Source organism: Aliarcobacter thereius LMG 24486, assembly GCF_004214815.1.
GTDB classification, from domain to species: Bacteria; Campylobacterota; Campylobacteria; order Campylobacterales; family Arcobacteraceae; genus Aliarcobacter; species Aliarcobacter thereius.
In genome coordinates, this window is record NZ_CP035926.1 from 345,910 (window position 1) to 363,110 (window position 17,201).

General features: G+C 27.3%; 15 protein-coding genes. 10 read left to right on the forward strand and 5 right to left on the reverse strand.

Annotated features, from left to right (window positions below; all coding sequences use genetic code 11):
- Window positions 1-7: 7 nt before the first annotated feature.
- From flhB to ATH_RS01900, 7 genes are read left to right on the forward strand one after another with little or no spacing between them, the layout of a single operon-like run.
- Window positions 8-1,054, forward strand: a complete 1,047-nt coding sequence (gene flhB / locus ATH_RS01870) for a flagellar biosynthesis protein FlhB (protein ID WP_066182951.1) — start codon at window positions 8-10, stop codon at window positions 1,052-1,054.
- A 3-nt stretch (window positions 1,055-1,057) separates the two neighbouring features.
- Entirely contained in the window at window positions 1,058-3,055 is a 1,998-nt protein-coding gene (locus ATH_RS01875) for a tetratricopeptide repeat protein (RefSeq protein ID WP_066182953.1), read from the forward strand.
- Window positions 3,055-4,359, forward strand: a complete 1,305-nt coding sequence (gene fliI / locus ATH_RS01880) for a flagellar protein export ATPase FliI (protein WP_371317587.1) — start codon at window positions 3,055-3,057, stop codon at window positions 4,357-4,359. Before ATH_RS01875 ends, fliI begins: the two co-directional genes overlap by 1 nt.
- Window positions 4,356-5,501, forward strand: coding sequence for a flagellar biosynthesis protein FlgL (locus ATH_RS01885; RefSeq protein WP_066182959.1), 1,146 nt, complete (start codon window positions 4,356-4,358; stop codon window positions 5,499-5,501). Before fliI ends, ATH_RS01885 begins: the two co-directional genes overlap by 4 nt.
- A gap of 20 nt (window positions 5,502-5,521) precedes the next feature.
- A complete protein-coding gene (gene flhA, locus ATH_RS01890; protein ID WP_066182960.1) occupies window positions 5,522-7,633 on the forward strand; it encodes a flagellar biosynthesis protein FlhA in 2,112 nt (703 codons plus the stop codon).
- A 49-nt stretch (window positions 7,634-7,682) separates the two neighbouring features.
- Window positions 7,683-8,867 (forward strand): MFS transporter, encoded by a 1,185-nt coding sequence (locus ATH_RS01895; RefSeq protein WP_066182964.1) that lies wholly within the window; start codon window positions 7,683-7,685, stop codon window positions 8,865-8,867.
- A gap of 45 nt (window positions 8,868-8,912) precedes the next feature.
- Entirely contained in the window at window positions 8,913-9,476 is a 564-nt protein-coding gene (locus ATH_RS01900; RefSeq protein WP_066182966.1) for a flavin reductase family protein, read from the forward strand.
- A gap of 37 nt (window positions 9,477-9,513) precedes the next feature.
- On the opposite strand, the gene mnmA (ATH_RS01905) is transcribed toward ATH_RS01900, so the two are convergent.
- The 4 genes from mnmA (ATH_RS01905) to ATH_RS01920 form a co-directional block, all read right to left on the reverse strand.
- Window positions 9,514-10,548 (reverse strand): tRNA 2-thiouridine(34) synthase MnmA, encoded by a 1,035-nt coding sequence (mnmA, locus tag ATH_RS01905; RefSeq protein ID WP_066182969.1) that lies wholly within the window; start codon window positions 10,546-10,548, stop codon window positions 9,514-9,516.
- 14 nt (window positions 10,549-10,562) lie between these two features.
- Complete coding sequence (gene mnmA / locus ATH_RS01910) at window positions 10,563-11,666, reverse strand: tRNA 2-thiouridine(34) synthase MnmA (protein WP_066182972.1); 1,104 nt, start codon at window positions 11,664-11,666, stop codon at window positions 10,563-10,565.
- Window positions 11,667-11,698: 32 nt separating this feature from the next.
- Window positions 11,699-12,181, reverse strand: a complete 483-nt coding sequence (folK, locus tag ATH_RS01915) for a 2-amino-4-hydroxy-6-hydroxymethyldihydropteridine diphosphokinase (RefSeq protein ID WP_066182975.1) — start codon at window positions 12,179-12,181, stop codon at window positions 11,699-11,701.
- A gap of 85 nt (window positions 12,182-12,266) precedes the next feature.
- Window positions 12,267-13,289: a M24 family metallopeptidase gene (locus ATH_RS01920; RefSeq protein ID WP_066389970.1), complete on the reverse strand. Its 1,023-nt coding sequence runs from the start codon at window positions 13,287-13,289 to the stop codon at window positions 12,267-12,269.
- A 74-nt stretch (window positions 13,290-13,363) separates the two neighbouring features.
- On the opposite strand from ATH_RS01920, the gene aroQ reads away from it, so the two are divergent.
- The 3 genes from aroQ to sppA are packed head-to-tail and all read left to right on the forward strand — an operon-like array spanning window position 13,364 to window position 15,952.
- A complete protein-coding gene (aroQ, locus tag ATH_RS01925) occupies window positions 13,364-13,840 on the forward strand; it encodes a type II 3-dehydroquinate dehydratase (RefSeq protein WP_066182981.1) in 477 nt (158 codons plus the stop codon).
- Window positions 13,841-13,845: 5 nt separating this feature from the next.
- Window positions 13,846-15,084, forward strand: a complete 1,239-nt coding sequence (gene mqnF, locus ATH_RS01930) for an aminofutalosine deaminase family hydrolase (protein ID WP_066182985.1) — start codon at window positions 13,846-13,848, stop codon at window positions 15,082-15,084.
- 22 nt (window positions 15,085-15,106) lie between these two features.
- Complete coding sequence (sppA, locus tag ATH_RS01935) at window positions 15,107-15,952, forward strand: signal peptide peptidase SppA (protein WP_083190925.1); 846 nt, start codon at window positions 15,107-15,109, stop codon at window positions 15,950-15,952.
- 29 nt (window positions 15,953-15,981) lie between these two features.
- Here sppA and ATH_RS01940 read toward each other — a convergent pair whose 3' ends face one another.
- The gene (locus ATH_RS01940) at window positions 15,982-17,190 is read right to left on the reverse strand and encodes an acetate/propionate family kinase (RefSeq protein WP_066182991.1); all 1,209 of its coding nucleotides are present in this window, start codon (window positions 17,188-17,190) and stop codon (window positions 15,982-15,984) included.
- Between the last annotated feature and the right edge of the window lie 11 nt (window positions 17,191-17,201).

The window sequence follows — 17,201 nt, forward strand, 5'->3', positions numbered from 1 at the left end:
AATAAATATGGCTGATGATGAAAAAACAGAAGAACCTACATCCAAGAAACTAGAAGATGCCAAAAATGAAGGTAATGTTGGTAAAAGTGTAGAAGTAGTTGGAGCTGCTGTTTTAACTTTTGGGTCAATTTATATACTCTTTTTTTCTGGTTTTACTCTTATGGAGATAAAGAAATCTATACTATTTATATATGGATTTATTGGGCATGAGCTAAATGGTGCAGCATATTATTCAATAAGTTATACAGTTTCAATGACTTTAATTACAGCATTGTTACCACTTTTCATTTTGGTATTTGTGATGGCACTTGCAACAAATTGGTTGCAGTTTGGTTTTGTATCCGTACCTTTAAAAATTGATTTACAGAAAATAGATCCTATAAAAGGTTTTAAAAATATTTTTAGCATAAAGAAAGCTATTGAAGCATTGAAATTAACGGCAAAGCTTACGGTTATTGTTATTGTTATGTTTGTTATATTCTCTCTTACTTTTAATGATTATTTGGAAATGATGGATAAGGAGCTTCCTGCAACACTTTATACAATGTATGAATTAGTAGTTATATTTATTTTTACAATACTTTTTATAATTATAGTTTTTGCTATTTTTGATTTCTATTTTTCAAAACACTATTATATTAAATCTTTAAGAATGAGTAAACAAGATATAAAAGATGAGTATAAAAATATGGAAGGAGATCCTTTAGTAAAAGGAAGAATTAGAAGAATTCAGATGCAAATGGCACAAAAAAGAATGATGAGTAGTGTTCCTGAAGCAGATGTTGTAATAACAAATCCAACACACTATGCAGTAGCTTTAAAATATGATAGTTCAGTAAATCAAGCTCCAATTGTAATTGCAAAAGGAATAGATTTTCTTGCTACAAGAATTAAAGAAGTAGCAAAGGAAAATAATATTACAATAGTTGAAAATCCAGCTTTAGCAAGAGCTTTATATGAACAAATAGAGTTAGATAAAGAAGTTCCATCAGAGTTTTATAAAGCTATTGCAGAGATATTTACATATATTTATGAACTTAAGAAAAAAAGGTAAGCTTTGAGAACTATTTTTATTTGTTTAATATTAATCTCTTTTCTAAATGCACAAACAAAAGAGTTTTATTATAGTTTTATGGGTTCTGAGGGGAAACAGATACCTGAAAAAACTCAAAAGCAGATAATTGAAACTTTACAAGATATTGATAGTGTAAGAGAGCTTTACTATGAGGGTTATCCAAAAGAAGCATTTGAAAAGATAGAAGAGATTAAAAATAATAATAAATTATCTATATTAAAATCAGAGATATTACTTTTATATGCAGAATTAACTCTTAAATTTCATACAAAGAAATTATTATTTGATGTAACAAATGAGCTTGAACAAGCTGTAAATGAAGGTTTTATAAATCAAGAGGATTTATTACAAGCATATTTACTTTTGGTTGAATTAAAATTATCAATAAATAAAATTGATGAAGCAAAGTACTATTCTGAAACTTTAATTAATATTTTTGAAGGAGAGAAAGCAAAGATTAGAGGTAAAATATCTTTATCAAAAATATATAGATATCAAAAGAACTATAGTGCTTCTATCAAAGTATTATATGAAGCACTAGCTTTAACAAATGATAGGAATGAAGCATCAAATATTGCAAATGAACTTTTTGATGTATATTTATTAGAAGGTAGAAAAGAAGAAGCAAAAGATGTTATGACTCAGATTCTTTTTCTTACACCATCATTTTATTCAAATGATTTTTTATTAGCAAATAAAAAAGTTGATACTCTTTTAAAATTAAATATAAATAATTTAGCAATAAGTATATTAAAAGATTTGATTCTTCAATCAAAGAAAGCTGATTTATCTTCAAAAAGTAAGTTTAAACTAGCAAATATATATATGAATCTTTATAAAGGTGAAAAAGAGTATTTAATGAATGCTAAAATTCTTTATAAAAATATAATGGATAATTATCCAAATAGTGAACTTTTTAATGATTCTAAAATGTATTATGATGAGATTAGAATGAGACAAAAAGAGATTACACCTTCTAAAGTTTCTGAAGATTATATAGAAGATGAAGATATGCAAAATAAGGCGGTTTTGCAAGAACTTTTAAATAACTATACAGATTTAAAATACGAAGATATAGTAAAATTAAGAAAAATATATGAGAAAATACCAAGAAAAACATTAAATAGATTTAATATAGAAAATACAGAATTTTATATAGATAACTCTTTTTATGAACTTATAAAATACTATATAAAAGAGAATGACTGTCTAAAATTAAGAGCTTTATTAAAAGATGTAAAACAAAAAATCTTAGAAAATATACTTGAAGAAGAGATACTAAAAGATGGATTGATATCTTGTATTAAAGAAGAACCAAGTAAAGATAATTATGAACAATTAAGAGAGATTTTAAAAGATACTAAAGATGAAAACATATATTTAGTTTTGGAAAATATTGCTTTTGGAATAGATAATATTGATGATGCTGTTTATTACTCTTCAAAAATTACAGGAAGTAAAAATAAAAAACTATTAGAAGAAGAATTTTTACTTAAATATCAAGTATTAAAACAGAAAAATGATAGTGTACTTTTTGATAGATTCTTAAAAAATAGTTTTACAGATAAAGATATTATTTTAAATAATAGTAATCATCCAATGATTATAGATTTTTATTATGATTTATATATGTATTTTGTAAAAAATGAAGATGAACCAAATGCTAAACAAACTATGAAAGATTTAGATATGTTTCAAAATAATTTTAAAGTATTTATATATTCTCCTTTAGTTGAATTTGAATTATCAAAAATCAACAAAGAAGCAAAAGAGTACAATAAGGCTATAGAAAATTTATTAAATGCTATAAAAAACACAAGAAATATAAAGAGCTCAGATGAGGTTAAAATCTATTATGAACTTGTGAATTTATATATACAAACAGATAATAAAGATAAAAAATCTGAATATTTACAAAAGTGTAAGGAAGTTAAAATTGAAGATAATTTATATAAGACAATGTGCGAGAGTATTAAGTGATAGATTTAGATGAAGTTTTAAATACTCTTGACTCTTCAAATTTAAATGTAGCTTTTGGAAGAATAAAAAACATATCAGCAATTACTTTAAGTGCAACGGGGCTTGATGTAGCTGTTGGGGATATAGTAAGAATTGAATCAGAACAGAAATTATATAGTGTTTTAGGAATGGTTACAGTTTTAAATAATGACTCTTTTATAATAGTTCCATTTTCCTTTATTGAAGGCTTTAAAATTAATGATAAAGTATATTTACAAAGAGATGGATTAACTATAAAGTGTGGAGATGGGCTTCTTGGAAGAGTTGTCAATGCTTTAGGAGAACCAATTGATGATAAAGGAAAAATAAGAGATATTGATGCAAATTGCACAATCAATAAAGAGTCTATTTCTCCACTTGAAAGAGGGATTATAGACCAAAGATTTTCAACAGGGGTAAAAGCAATTGATTCAATGCTAACTTCTGGGAAAGGTCAAAAAGTTGGTATTTTTGCTGGAAGTGGAGTTGGAAAATCTACACTTATGGGAATGATTGTAAAAGGTTGTCAAGCTACAATAAAGGTAATTGCACTTATTGGAGAAAGAGGTAGAGAGATACCTGAATTTATTCATTATAATTTAGATAATGATTTAGAAAATACTGTTATTGTAACTGCAACTTCAGATGAATCAGCTTTGATGAGAAAATATGGTGCATTTACAGCTATGGCTATTGCTGAATATTTTAGAGATAAAGGGCATGATGTACTTCTTATGATGGATAGTGTAACAAGATTTGCAATGGCACAAAGAGAGATAGGATTAAGTACAGGAGAACCACCAGTTAGCCGTGGTTATCCACCATCAGTTTTCTCACTATTACCACAGCTAATGGAAAGAGCTGGAAATAGTAAAAAGGGTTCAATTACAGCTTTTTTTACAGTTTTGGTCGATGGAGATGATATGAATGACCCAATTGCAGATCAAAGTAGATCTATTCTTGATGGACATATTGTATTAACAAGGGATTTAACAGAACAAGGTTTTTATCCTCCAATAAATGTATTGAAATCAGCTTCAAGGGTAATAGATAAGGTAGTTACAAAAGAACATTATAATGATTTTTTAAAGTTAAAAAGGATATTATCACTAATAAAAGAGAATGAAGTTTTAATAAGAGTTGGTGCATATAAAAAAGGTGCAGATTTAGAACTTGACAATGCTATATCAAAAAGAGAGAAAGCAAGAGCATTTCTTACTCAAGGAACTTTAGAAAAGTATAATTTTGATGAGATTGTCGCAAATTTAAAAAAGGTGTTACAATGATATCTCTAGATAGTACAATGTATAGATTAGGAAACTTAAATAATTATCAAGCAAAGTTAAGCTTTCAAATGGGTGGAAGTAAATTGCAGTATGGAAGTGATGATTCAGTTACATTTGGAAGAATAGTTCATACAGAAGATCAAATGAGATTAAACCAAGGTATAGTTTCTCAAATTGATAGAGCAAATGTGTTAAATAAATCATCTGATGCTGCTATTAATGAGATGAAAAAAATAATGGATACAATTACTCAACAACTTATCCAAGCAAATACTTCAACAACAGGAGTAGAAGGTTTAGTTGCTATTGCTCAGCAACTTGAAGGATTAAAACAAAATCTTTTTGATTTAGGAAATACACAAACAGAAGGACAATTTGTTTTTGCAGGAAGTGATGCTTCTGTAAAACCATTTTCTATGGATTCAGATGGAAAAGTTACATATAATGGAGATTCAAGTTTAAGAAAGATTGCAGTTGATGATGGTTCTTATAGAGAAAGAGGAGTAAATGGAATTGATGTTTTAACATTTGTTGCTGAATCAGCATATAAAGGTGGAACATTGAATTTTCAAGTTGGAGATAAAATTACAGACCAAGATGGAAATGAGTGGGTTTTAAATACAGCAACAAATGAATTAGAAAAAACAAATTGGGATGGTTCAAAAGATATTATTGCTGTTGTTCCTCCAATTGCTCCTGATAATAATTATACAGCAGCATTACCAAATACAGATGGAATAAAATTTGAAGCAAGAAGAAATACTTTTGATATGCTAGATGATGCAATTAGAAGTTTAAGAGGGCTTGATGAGTTTGGAAATCCAGCTTTTCCAGGAGATGATGCTGCAAACTATAATTTTAGAAGAGAAGGAATATCTCAAGCAGTTGATGATATTAAGAAAGTTTATGATGCAGCTGTTATTGCTCATGCAGATCTTGGTGGAAGAAATAAAACATTTGAAGTAACTTATGAAAGATTAAATGCGAAAGTTACTCAATTAGATATTTTAGATAGAGAATTAGCTTCAGCTGATCCTACGCAAGTTACTACGAATTTAAAAGCATTAGAGATCTCTTTTGCTGCAATATCTTTTACTATTAATAAAACTTTTGAATTATCATTAGTTAATTTTATGAGATAATTTAATTTATTTAGAAATATATGAAATTTAGTTTTAAAGATATTTTTTCAAGGGATTTAATAGCAGTAGCTTTATTTTTAGCTATGTTAGCTATTATTATAATCCCTTTAAATCAAACTGCAATAGATTTTTTTATATCAATATCTTTAGCACTCTCTTTTTTAATACTGTTAATTTCATTATATATACAAAAACCAGCTGATTTAACAACATTTCCAACATTGCTTTTGATTTTAGTAATATTTAGACTTGCTTTAAGTATCGCAACAACAAGATCAATTCTAAGTGAAGGACATAATGGACCAGATGCTGTAAGTACAATCATAACTTCTTTTGGAGAGTTTGTTGTTGGTGGGAATATGGTTATTGGAGTTGTTATTTTCATAATTTTAGTTTTAATTAACTTTATGGTTGTAACTAAAGGTGCGACAAGAGTTGCTGAAGTAACTGCAAGATTTACACTTGATTCAATGCCTGGAAAACAGATGGCTATTGATGCTGATCTAAATGCTGGATTTATAGATGATAAAGAAGCACAAGAAAGAAGAAAAGCACTTATAACTGAAGCAAACTTCTATGGAGCAATGGATGGATCATCAAAGTTTGTAAAAGGTGATGCTATTGCCGGAATTATAATTACAGTTGTAAATATAATTGGTGGACTTTTAGTTGGTATTTTCCAACATGGTTTAAGTGCAGGAGAAGCTGCAAATATCTATACAATTTTAACAATTGGTGATGGACTTGTTACACAAATTCCAGCACTTTTAACATCAACTGCAACAGCAATTATAATAACTCGTTCAAATACAGATGAAGAGAGATTTGCAACAAGAGCTGTAAATCAATTAATAAAAGATAGTAAATCACTTATTTTAGTTGGAATAGGGCTTGTTTTATTTGCATTTGTTCCAGGTTTTCCTACTGGAATATTATCTTCTATGGGTATTTTACTTATTGGATTAGGTTATACTATTGTTATGATTGAAAGAGGTGATGATAACTTTGTAACAAGAATGTTTAAGCCACCAGTTGTTAAAAAAATAGAAAAACCAAGTGAATTAAAAGAACAAAAAAGAAAAGAAGCTGCAGTTGATGAAAATCAAAGTATAGAAACAGTAATGAAACTCGAAGTTCTTGAGTTAAAACTTGGAATTAGACTTTTACAGCTAGTTCAAGGAAATTCAGAACTACTTGATAAAATTAAAGCTATTAGAAAGAATATAGCAGCAGAGTTAGGATTTATAATTCCACAAATTAGAATTTCAGATGATACTAGTTTAGCTCCAAATGAGTATCAATTTTATTTAAAAAGAATTCCACTTGTAAAAGGAAGAATCGAAGTAGATAAATATCTTGCTATGGGTGGATTATCTAGTGAAAAATTAGTTGGGTTAAAAGTTAAAGAACCAGTTTTTAATCTTGATGCAATTTGGATAACAAAAGAGTTAAGAGAAGAAGCATTAATGAAAGGTTTTACAGTTGTTGATGCACCAACAATTATATCAACACATATTTCAGAAATTATAAGAAGACATGCTGAAGATATTATAACTAGACAAGACATTGTTGATATTATTGATAGATTGAAAAAAGATTTCCCTATTGTTGTAGAAGAAGCTATGAAAGTTGCTTCTTATGGAAGTTTATTAAAAGTATGTAAAGATTTATTACATGAAAAAATTCCAATTATTGATATGCTAACAATAATTGAAGCAATTGCTGATATTGCTGAGTTTACAAAAGCACCTGAGATATTACTTGAACATGTAAGAGCTAAACTTTATAGACTTATAACTCAAAAATATAAAGATAGTGATGGTATTTTACATATTGTTACAATTAAACCAGAATTAGAACAACATTTTATTAGTAAACTTCAAGATAATCATGGAGCTAGTCAATTAATGCTAAGTATTGCAGAAATTAATAATCTTGTAACAAAAACAAAACAACTAATTGATACAGTTGAGAAAAAAGGATTTTCAAAAATAGCTATGGTTGTTGATCCTGTTTTAAGAAAAAGGATATCGGAAATTTATGAAAAATTTGGTATGATTATTCCTGTTTTATCTCACGCAGAACTAGATTCAAAAGCAAACTTTGCTATTGAAGGTACTTTAGAGTTTTAATTTTTAAATTATTTAACACTTTATTTTTATACATTTTTTAAGGATTTTTTTGAAATATTATTATAATTTTCTAAAAGGAAATCCAACTATTAGAGTATTGTCTCTAGTAAATCTTATTGCATCTTTTGGTGCATGGTTTTCTACTGTTGCTATTTATACTATGGTTGTTGATTTCGGTTCAAATGAATTAGTTATTGCATTGGTTACAGCAATGCACTTTATACCAGCTATTATTATTGCTCCATTTAGTGGTAGTTTGATTGATAGAACTAAAATAAAAACACTTATGGTTTCAGTTCTTTTTATTGAACTTTTAATGACAGCTTGTTTCTTACTTATATCATCATCTTCTGATATGTGGTTACTATTAATACTTATATTTATAAGAATGAGTGCAGCTTCAATATTCTTTTCAAGTGAAATGTCACTTTTAGCTAAGCTTTTAAGTGGAAAAGATCTTCAAACTGCAAATGAAATTCAATCAATTATATGGTCATTTTCATATGCAGTTGGAATGGCAACAAGTGGAATTATTGTAAATATTTATGATCCAAAGACTGCAATTATGATTGATGTTGTTATTTTTATTGTAGCATTTATAATATTTTCTAGAATACAAATTAATATTGAATATAAAAAAGTTGAAGAAAAAATATTTGAGCTTATGATAGATGGATTAAGATATATAAAAAATAATAAGATTATTATACATCTTATAATACTTCATGCTAGTGTTGGACTTACATCTTATGATGCACTTATTACAATTTTGGCTAAGAATGAATATAAGGAGCTTATTGCTGTTCCATTAGCTATTGGATTATCAAATGCAGTTCGAGCTCTTGCACTTATGATTGGTCCAATATTTTTAAATAAAATTATTAAAAAGAGTAATTTACATTATCTATTATTTTTCCAAGGACTTACAATAATCTTCTGGGCATTTACACAATTTAATTTTTATTTATCACTAGTAGCACTATTTTTTGTAGGATTTAGTACAGCATTTTTATGGTCATATACTTACTCTTTATTACAAGAAAGATGTGATAATAAATATATAGGAAGAGTTATTTCATATAATGATATGGTTTTTATGATGGCAAATGTTTTAACAACTTTCTTTATTGGTTCTATGGCACATATTACTACAACAACAATAATTACAATTTGTTTAGGAATAGCATTTATATTTTATGCCATTTATTATATACGAATATATAAAGATATATAAAAAAAGCTTTATGGTACAATCAAGCTTTTAAATAAAAGGAGAGAGATGATTTTAAATTATGAAGAGGTAAATGATTTAAACAGATATAAAATTATGTCAGGAACTATTGTTCCAAGACCAATTGCATGGATTGTAACAGAAGATGATGGAGTTTTAAATGCAGCACCATTTTCTTATTTTATACCAATTTCTACTAATCCAGCACTTGTAATTGTAGCAATTGGAAAAAAAGATGATGGAACACCTAAAGATAGTTTAGCAAATATTTTAAAAAATAAAAAAGCAACTATTTGTTTTCCAAATAAAGAAAATTATGAAGAAGTTCAAAAATGTGCTACACAACTTTGTAAAAATGAGAGTGAAATAGAAAAATATGAGATTGAAGTTAGAAAAGAGCTAGATGATTATCCAGCAATGATATCTTCAACACAAACAGCACTTTTTTGTGAATATTTTGATACATATAAAATTGATGGAGATACAACTCCTGTTGTTTTAAAAATAAATTATCAATATATTGAAGATGATAGAATAAATGAAAGAAATCACACAAAAATTGAGAGTTTAGGAAGAGTTGGAATTACTTTTAAAGCCATGGTAGATTTATAGTTTTAAGATAAAAATCTGCTAAAAAGTAGATTTTTATCTAGTATGTACTTTTTATAAAAGCACTTCCTAATACTTTATTATTATCATAAAATACAGCTAGTTGACCACTTGCAACTCCAAATGCTGGTTCTTTTAGATTAATGATTGCTTGATTATCAATAATTTCAACATCACAAGGAGTAGAATTACTTCTATATCTTAATTTCACAGCACATGAAAATTTTGTCTCATCAATATACATATTCAAACTTTCACATAAAACTTTATTTACCTCTAAAGCAGGTCTTTTACCAACAACGATAGTATTGTTATTTGGATTTAATTTTGTTACAAAATGTGGCTCTTGAGCACCTTTTACAGTGAAGCCTTTTCTTTTTCCTATTGTATAGTGAGCATAACCTTTATGTTTTCCTACAACATTTCCAGCTTCATCTAAAACATCACCTTCAATATCTATTTTTGCGTGTTTTTTTATAATATCTGTATAAACTGTTTCTACAAAACATATCTCTTGAGATTCATTTTTTTCTGTTATTCTTTTATAAGCAAGATCAATTTGTGCACCCATTTTTACAATATCTTCTTTCTTATATGAATTTAAAGGAAATAACATAAAAGGAAGAGCTTCTTTTGGAATTTGTGATAAAAAATAGCTTTGATCTTTTGATAAATCATCAGCAAGATAGAAAAAGTTACCATCTGTTTTTGCATAGTGACCAGTTGCTAAAAATGAAGCTCCTTGTTCTTTCGCAAAATCAAGCATTGCACCAAATTTTATATTTCTATTACACTTAACACATGGGTTTGGAGTATTCCCTTCTAAATAAGAGTTTATAAAATAGTTATAAACTTCTTCATTAAATTGTTTTGATAGATCTAATATATGATATTTTATACCAAGGAATTTTGCTACATCATCAATATCTTTTAGATTTGATTCATGGTAACCATCTGTTCTATTATGTAGTTTTAAATAAATTCCTTCTACTTCATAACCCTCTTTTTGTAATATATATGCGGTAACAGAAGAGTCAATTCCACCACTCATTCCAAGCATAATTTTTTTTGACATTATCTATTCCTTTTTTATTTGTAAAAACTTATAAAACCACCACCAAGACAATAGTTACCAGAATATAAAACAAGACTTTGACCTAGTGTTACAGCTCTTTGTGGATTATCAAATTCCACAACTACTTTTTCATTATTTAAGTCAATTACTGTACAAGTTTGTTTTTGTTGTCTATATCTAACTTGTGCTATTAATTTATCACCAATTTTCGGTAATTCTTCTAATACCCAGTGCATATCTTTTGCCTCTACAATTTTACTCATAAGTAAAGGATGATTTGTATCTTGAACAATTGTTAAAGTATTATTTACTACATCTTTTGCTGCAACATACCAAGGTTTATGTGTATTGTTTTCACTTTCATTATCCTTAATCCCACCTAGACCAATCCCTTTTCTTTGTCCTAATGTATAACAAACTAAACCTTTGTGTTTTCCTAAAACTATTCCATTTTCATCAATAATATCTCCTGGAATAGCTTTTAAATGTTGTGTAATGAATTCATCAAATTTTTGATTACCAATAAAGCAAATCCCTGTACTATCTTTTTTATCACTAACAGGTAGATTATGAAGTCTAGCAATTTCTCTAACCTCTTTCTTTGTTAAATCTCCAAGAGGAAACATAGCTTGTGATAATTGTTCACTTGATAATGCATGTAAAAAATAACTTTGATCTTTTGAATTATCTTTTGGAGTATCAAGTACAAAATGTTCTTTGTACTTAGCAATTTTTGCATAATGACCAGTTGCAATCATATCTGCACCCATATTCTTTGCTTCATTTAAAAATACATTAAATTTTATCTCTTTGTTGCACAAGATATCTGGATTTGGTGTTAGACCTTGATTTAAACCTTCTAAAAATATATCAAAAACTCTATCTTTATACTCTTTAACAAAATCTTTTCCAATTACTTCAATACCTATTAATTCACCAACTCTTTTGGCATCTTCAAATTCTATACGATTAGGACATTGACTACCTTTTATTCCATACTCCCAATTTCGCATGAATAGTCCAACAACATCATAACCTTGCTGTTTTAGCAATAAAGCAGTCACAGATGAATCAACTCCACCTGACATTCCTACTACAATTTTTTTATTTTTATTCATTTCTTACCTTTAAAAAGTTCATTTTCAGAACTTTATTTTTTCATATATTTTAAAGGAATAATCACGGATTCTCTATTTGCCCAATTTTTGTGAGGAATAATAAGATTTTTTGTATTTATTTTCTTATCATCAAAAAATATAATATCTATATCTAAGGTTCTAGGCGCATCTTGAAAGGATCGCTTTCTTCCAAATTTATTTTCATATCTTTGCATCGCTTTTAGAAAGTCATTAGGGCAAAGATTAGTTTTGAGTAAAATTATACCATTTAAAAAATCACTTTGTTGTAAAAAACCAAATGGAGGGTTTTTTAAAATGGGTGATGTCATAAGTAAAGTAAATCTTGTATCCTTTTTCAGACATAAGATTAATTTATCAAAAATAAGTTTTGTATTTCCAATATTTCCCCCAATTCCAATAGTTACAAGATGTTTCATCAAAGAACTATTATTGAATTTTTTTGGAAAATTAGAATTATAAAAAAGTGTTAATTCAGGACTCAAAGTTTTTTTCAAATTTCTCTCTTTTTTCGCAAAAAAACTAAAATCTAGTAAAATAGTATGGAATTATTTTTTTGCAAATTTTAAATATCCTCATATTTTATAATATTTTTGCTTTACCATTTTGTATGCAAACTGTATCTTCTATTCTAACTCCAAATTCATTTGGCAAATAAATACCAGGTTCTATCGTAAATACCATATTCTCTTCTATTATTTGTTCATTTCTACTATTTATATTTGGGAATTCATGAATATCAAGACCAACACCATGACCTGTGCTATGAACAAAATATTTACCATAACCAGCTTGACTAATATAATCTCTAGCAATTTTATCAACTTCAAAAGCTTTCATTCCAGATTTTGTCTCTTTTATAGCTTTCTCTTGAGCAGAAAGTACAATATCGTATATTTTCTGATATTTACTATTTTTAAACTTTTGTTCTCTTTTAAAAGAGAAATTTGATGAATTCATATTACTTGTACAAGTTCTATCAGTACAATATCTTCTAAATTTTATTCCAGCATCAACTAATAAAATATCATTCTTTTTTAAACTCTTTTTTGTAGGAAGTGCATGAGGTTTTGCTGCGTTTTCATTTATTGCAACAATTGCATCAAAAGAAGTATCATATTTTGCTTTTTTACTCATTGCTTTATAGCACTCAAAGCTAAGTGCTTGTTCACTTTTATTTATGCCATTCTTAGCTATATATTTTGCAAATGAGTTGAATCCATCTCTTCCTAATTGAGAAGCTTTTTTTAAAAGTTTTAATTCATAATCAGTTTTTATTACTCTTTTTTCTTTAGAGAAATTTATCTTTTCTTCAATATTTATATCAAGATTTTCTAAAAGTTTTCTATACTCTAAAATTGTAAAATCAATTGGATCTAAAATAAGACTTTTTATATTATTCTTTTTTAAAATACTACTAGCACAACTTATTAAATCATTACTTTCAATAACTTCACAATTTTTACTATACTCTTTTGCTTCAATTGTATATCTTGCATCTGTAATAAAAAATTTTTCACTTCCAAGATTTAAAAAAATTGCATTATCACAAGAAAATTTTGCTTCATAATATATTGCATTTTCATTTTTTAAAATATAATTCATAGAACTTCCCTTTATAGTAGCTTTAACAAAAATTTAAATATAATCTTACCTAAAATTAATAAAAGGAAAATAATATGAAAATAGCAGTTATACAAGGACCAAACTTAAATATGTTGGGTGTTAGAGAACAACATATTTATGGTGCTATGACTTTAGAACAAGTTCATAATAATTTAGATACAGCAGCAAAACAAAATGGTGTAGAATTGGAGTTTTTTCAATCTAATCTAGAAGGTGAAATAGTTGATAGAATTCAAGAATGTTTAGGAACTGTTGATGCTATTATGATAAATCCAGCTGCATATTCTCATACTTCAATAGCAATAAAAGATGCTTTAAGTGCTGTAAATATGCCTGTTGTAGAAGTACATATTTCAAATATTTATAGAAGAGAAGAGTTTAGACAAAAAAGTATTACAGCAAGTTCAAGTGCAGGAATTATTTCAGGATTTGGAACATTTGGTTACCACTTAGGATTAATCTCTTTAATTCAAATTGTAAATGAAGTTAAAGCTATAAATGAAGCAAGAGCAAAAGAAGAGAATAAATAGTTTTTATGAAAATTATAAGAGTAAAATATCTTTTAACTTTTGATAATGATTTTAGAATAATAAAAGATGGAGCAGTTGTTTTTGATGATAAGATTATTGAAGTAGCAACTTATAATTTTATTAGAAGAAAATATCCACATTTGGAAGCTATTTCTCTTGAAAAAAATTCAGTATTAATGCCAGGCTTAATAAATTCACATATTCACCTGGAGTTTTCTGCAAATAAAACTACATTAAAATATGGTAATTTTTATTCTTGGTTAAACTCAGTTATAAAGTTTAGAGAAAATCTAATAAACAAGGCTAAAACACCTTTAATTAAAAAAGAGATAGATAATCTTATAAAAACAGGAACAACAACAATTGGTGCAATATCTTCTTACTCTTTTGATTTAGAAGCTTTAGTAAAAAGTCCTATAAATAAACTATTCTTTTGTGAAGTTATTGGCTCAAAACCTGATATGATTGATACTTTGTTTGCTGACTTTAAATCAAGATTAGAAGAAGCAAAAAAGCATAATAGTAAAAACTTTGAAGCTGGAATTGCTATTCATTCACCATATTCAGTGCATCCATTTTTAACAAGAGAAGTTTTAAATATTGCAAAAAGAGATAATCTTGTTGTAAGTTCACATTTTCTTGAATCAAAAGAGGAGAAAAAATGGCTTAGAAAAGACAAAGGAAGTTTTCTTGATTTTTTTAAAAATTTCTTAAATCAAACAAAAGCAATAAATAGACCTTTAGAGTTTTTAGAACTTTTTAAAGGAGTACAAAAAGTATCTTTTACACATTGTGTTGAAACAAAAAAAGATGAACTAGAAAAAATAAAAGAGCTAAATGCGACAATAAATCATTGTTCAGTTTCTAATAGGTTTTTAAATAACAGTAGATTAGAAATTGATAAAATTGAAGATATTAATTTTTCTATTGGAACAGATGGGCTTAGCTCAAATAGTTCATTGTCTATGTTTGATGAATTAAGAGCTGCTTTAAATATACATTTTGAAAAAGATATTGTAAAATTCTCAAGAACTTTGTTAAATGCTGCAACAAATGGAGGAGCTAAAGCTCTTGGATATGAAGGTAAAAAAGGGAAGATTGAGATTGATTATGATGCTGATATGATCGCTTTTTCTTTGCCAAATGATATTGTAGAAATAGAAGATATATATATGCATATAATTTTACATACAAAGAATGTAAATAAAACTATTATAAAAGGAAAAATAATTGACATTTCTTAAAAAACTTTTTTCACCAATTATTATGGTGTTAGATTTCATTACAAAATATTTCAAAACTATTGTTTTTTTAACAATTCTATTTATATTATTTTCAAGTTCTAGTAAAGATGAATATTCAAATAATGCTTTTGCTAATTTACAAAAAATAGATTTAGTAGGACAAATTATTGATCCATCAAAAGTTCTTGAAAATATAGAAAAAGCAAAAAAAGACAATAATATAAAAGGAGTTCTTCTTTTTGTAGATAGTCCAGGTGGTTCAGTTGCACCTTCAGTTGAGATTGCTTATGCTATAAAAGAGTTAAATAATATAAAACCTGTTGTTGTATATGCAAGTGGAACAATAGCAAGTGGAAGTTATTATGCTTCAATTTGGGCAGAAAGAATATTTGCAAATCCAGGAAGTATTGTTGGTTCTATTGGAGTTATAATGCAAGGTTTTGAAGCAAGTAAACTTTTAGATAATATTGGAGTTTCTACACAAACTATAAAAGCTGGTAAATATAAAGAATCTGGAACATTTGCTAGAAAATGGACTAAAGATGAAGAAGAAGAGTTACAAAAAGTCATAAATAGTACATATAATATGTTTGTAAGTGATGTTTCAAATGCAAGAAATTTAAATCCACAAAATCATGATATCTTTGCAGATGCAAAAATATTTACAGCATTTATGGCAAAAGAAGTTGGTTTAGTAGATGAAGTTACAAATATAACTTATGCAAAAAAATATTTACAAGATATTTCAAAAGTTGAAAAAGCTGTTTGGAAAAAAGAGGATAAGTTTGATAAATTTATGGATAAAGTTTTAAGTGAAACTGTATCAAAAATATTAATGAATTTTTCTTCTACTTTAAAAGCATATTAATAAAGAGGTAAAATCCTCTTTATTAATAACTATTTTCTTCTAGAACCACCAGAAACTATATTAAATGTATCATTTGCAATTACATACTCTTCTTGAGTTGGAATTACAAATATTCTTGCAGGAGATGCATTTGTGGAAATATCTCTAGCTTCACTTGATCTTACATTATTTTTAGTTGGATCCATAACAAGACCCATAGCATCAAGACCAGCACAAACTTTTTCTCTAATCAAAGAAGCATTTTCTCCAATTCCACCTGTAAAACATAAAGCATCTATACCATTTAATGCAGCAACATATGAACCAACATAAGATTTTATTTTATAAGCAACCATATCAACAGCAAGTCTACATCTATCATCGCCTTGATTCATACCATCTAAAACTTCTCTTAAATCAGATGATTTTCCAGAAATACCTAAAATCCCAGACTTTTTATTCATAATATCAAGAGCATCATCAATAGTAATATCTTCTTGTTTCATCATAAACTGAATTGCACCAGCACCTATATCTCCAACTCTTGTTCCCATCATTAAACCTTGAACAGGAGTTAATCCCATTGAAGTATCTATACATTTCCCATCAAAAACAGCTGATACAGAAGAACCATTTCCTAAATGACAAACAATAATTCTAGTATTGTGTTTTTTCTCAAGCATTGCTCTTGCTTCATTTGAAACAAAATAGTGACTTGTTCCGTGGAAACCATATTTTCTAATTCCATGTTTTACATATTGATCATAAGGAAGAGCATACATATAGGCATAATCAGGCATTGTTTGATGGAAAGCTGTATCAAATACACCAACATTTGGTTTACCTGGCATCAGTTTTTGACAAATTTCAATACCTGTAATATTTGCAGGATTATGTAAAGGAGCTAGAGGAGATAATCTTTTCATAGCATCAATTACTTCAGGTGTAATAAGAACTGAACTTGCAAACTCTTCTCCACCATGAACTGTTCTATGTCCAATAGCTTCAATATCATTTATAGAATCAATAACTTTTCCTTCACCACTTGTAAGAGTAGTAAGAATTGCTTCAATCGCTTCTTTATGAGATGGCATAGGAATATTCATTACAAGTTTTTTTCCATCACCATATTCATGTTTTAATATACCATCAATACCAATTCTTTCACAAAGACCAGAAGCAAAAACTTTTTTGATTACTGGATTCATCAACTGATATTTAACTGAAGAACTTCCAGCATTTAATACAAAAACTAACATTTTTAACTCCT

Bases quoted from the DNA above. Each gene is read 5' to 3' on its own strand.
- ATH_RS01885 (WP_066182959.1), top strand. From the start codon at position 4,356: ATGATATCTCTAGATAGTACAATGTATAGATTAGGAAACTTAAATAAT.
- flhB (WP_066182951.1), top strand. From the start codon at position 8: ATGGCTGATGATGAAAAAACAGAAGAACCTACATCCAAGAAACTAGAA.
- ATH_RS01920 (WP_066389970.1), bottom strand. From the start codon at position 13,289: ATGAATTATATTTTAAAAAATGAAAATGCAATATATTATGAAGCAAAA.
- mnmA (WP_066182972.1), bottom strand. From the start codon at position 11,666: ATGAATAAAAATAAAAAAATTGTAGTAGGAATGTCAGGTGGAGTTGAT.
- mnmA (WP_066182969.1), bottom strand. From the start codon at position 10,548: ATGTCAAAAAAAATTATGCTTGGAATGAGTGGTGGAATTGACTCTTCT.
- ATH_RS01900 (WP_066182966.1), top strand. From the start codon at position 8,913: ATGATTTTAAATTATGAAGAGGTAAATGATTTAAACAGATATAAAATT.
- aroQ (WP_066182981.1), top strand. From the start codon at position 13,364: ATGAAAATAGCAGTTATACAAGGACCAAACTTAAATATGTTGGGTGTT.
- ATH_RS01940 (WP_066182991.1), bottom strand. From the start codon at position 17,190: ATGTTAGTTTTTGTATTAAATGCTGGAAGTTCTTCAGTTAAATATCAG.
- mqnF (WP_066182985.1), top strand. From the start codon at position 13,846: ATGAAAATTATAAGAGTAAAATATCTTTTAACTTTTGATAATGATTTT.
- flhA (WP_066182960.1), top strand. From the start codon at position 5,522: ATGAAATTTAGTTTTAAAGATATTTTTTCAAGGGATTTAATAGCAGTA.
- sppA (WP_083190925.1), top strand. From the start codon at position 15,107: ATGGTGTTAGATTTCATTACAAAATATTTCAAAACTATTGTTTTTTTA.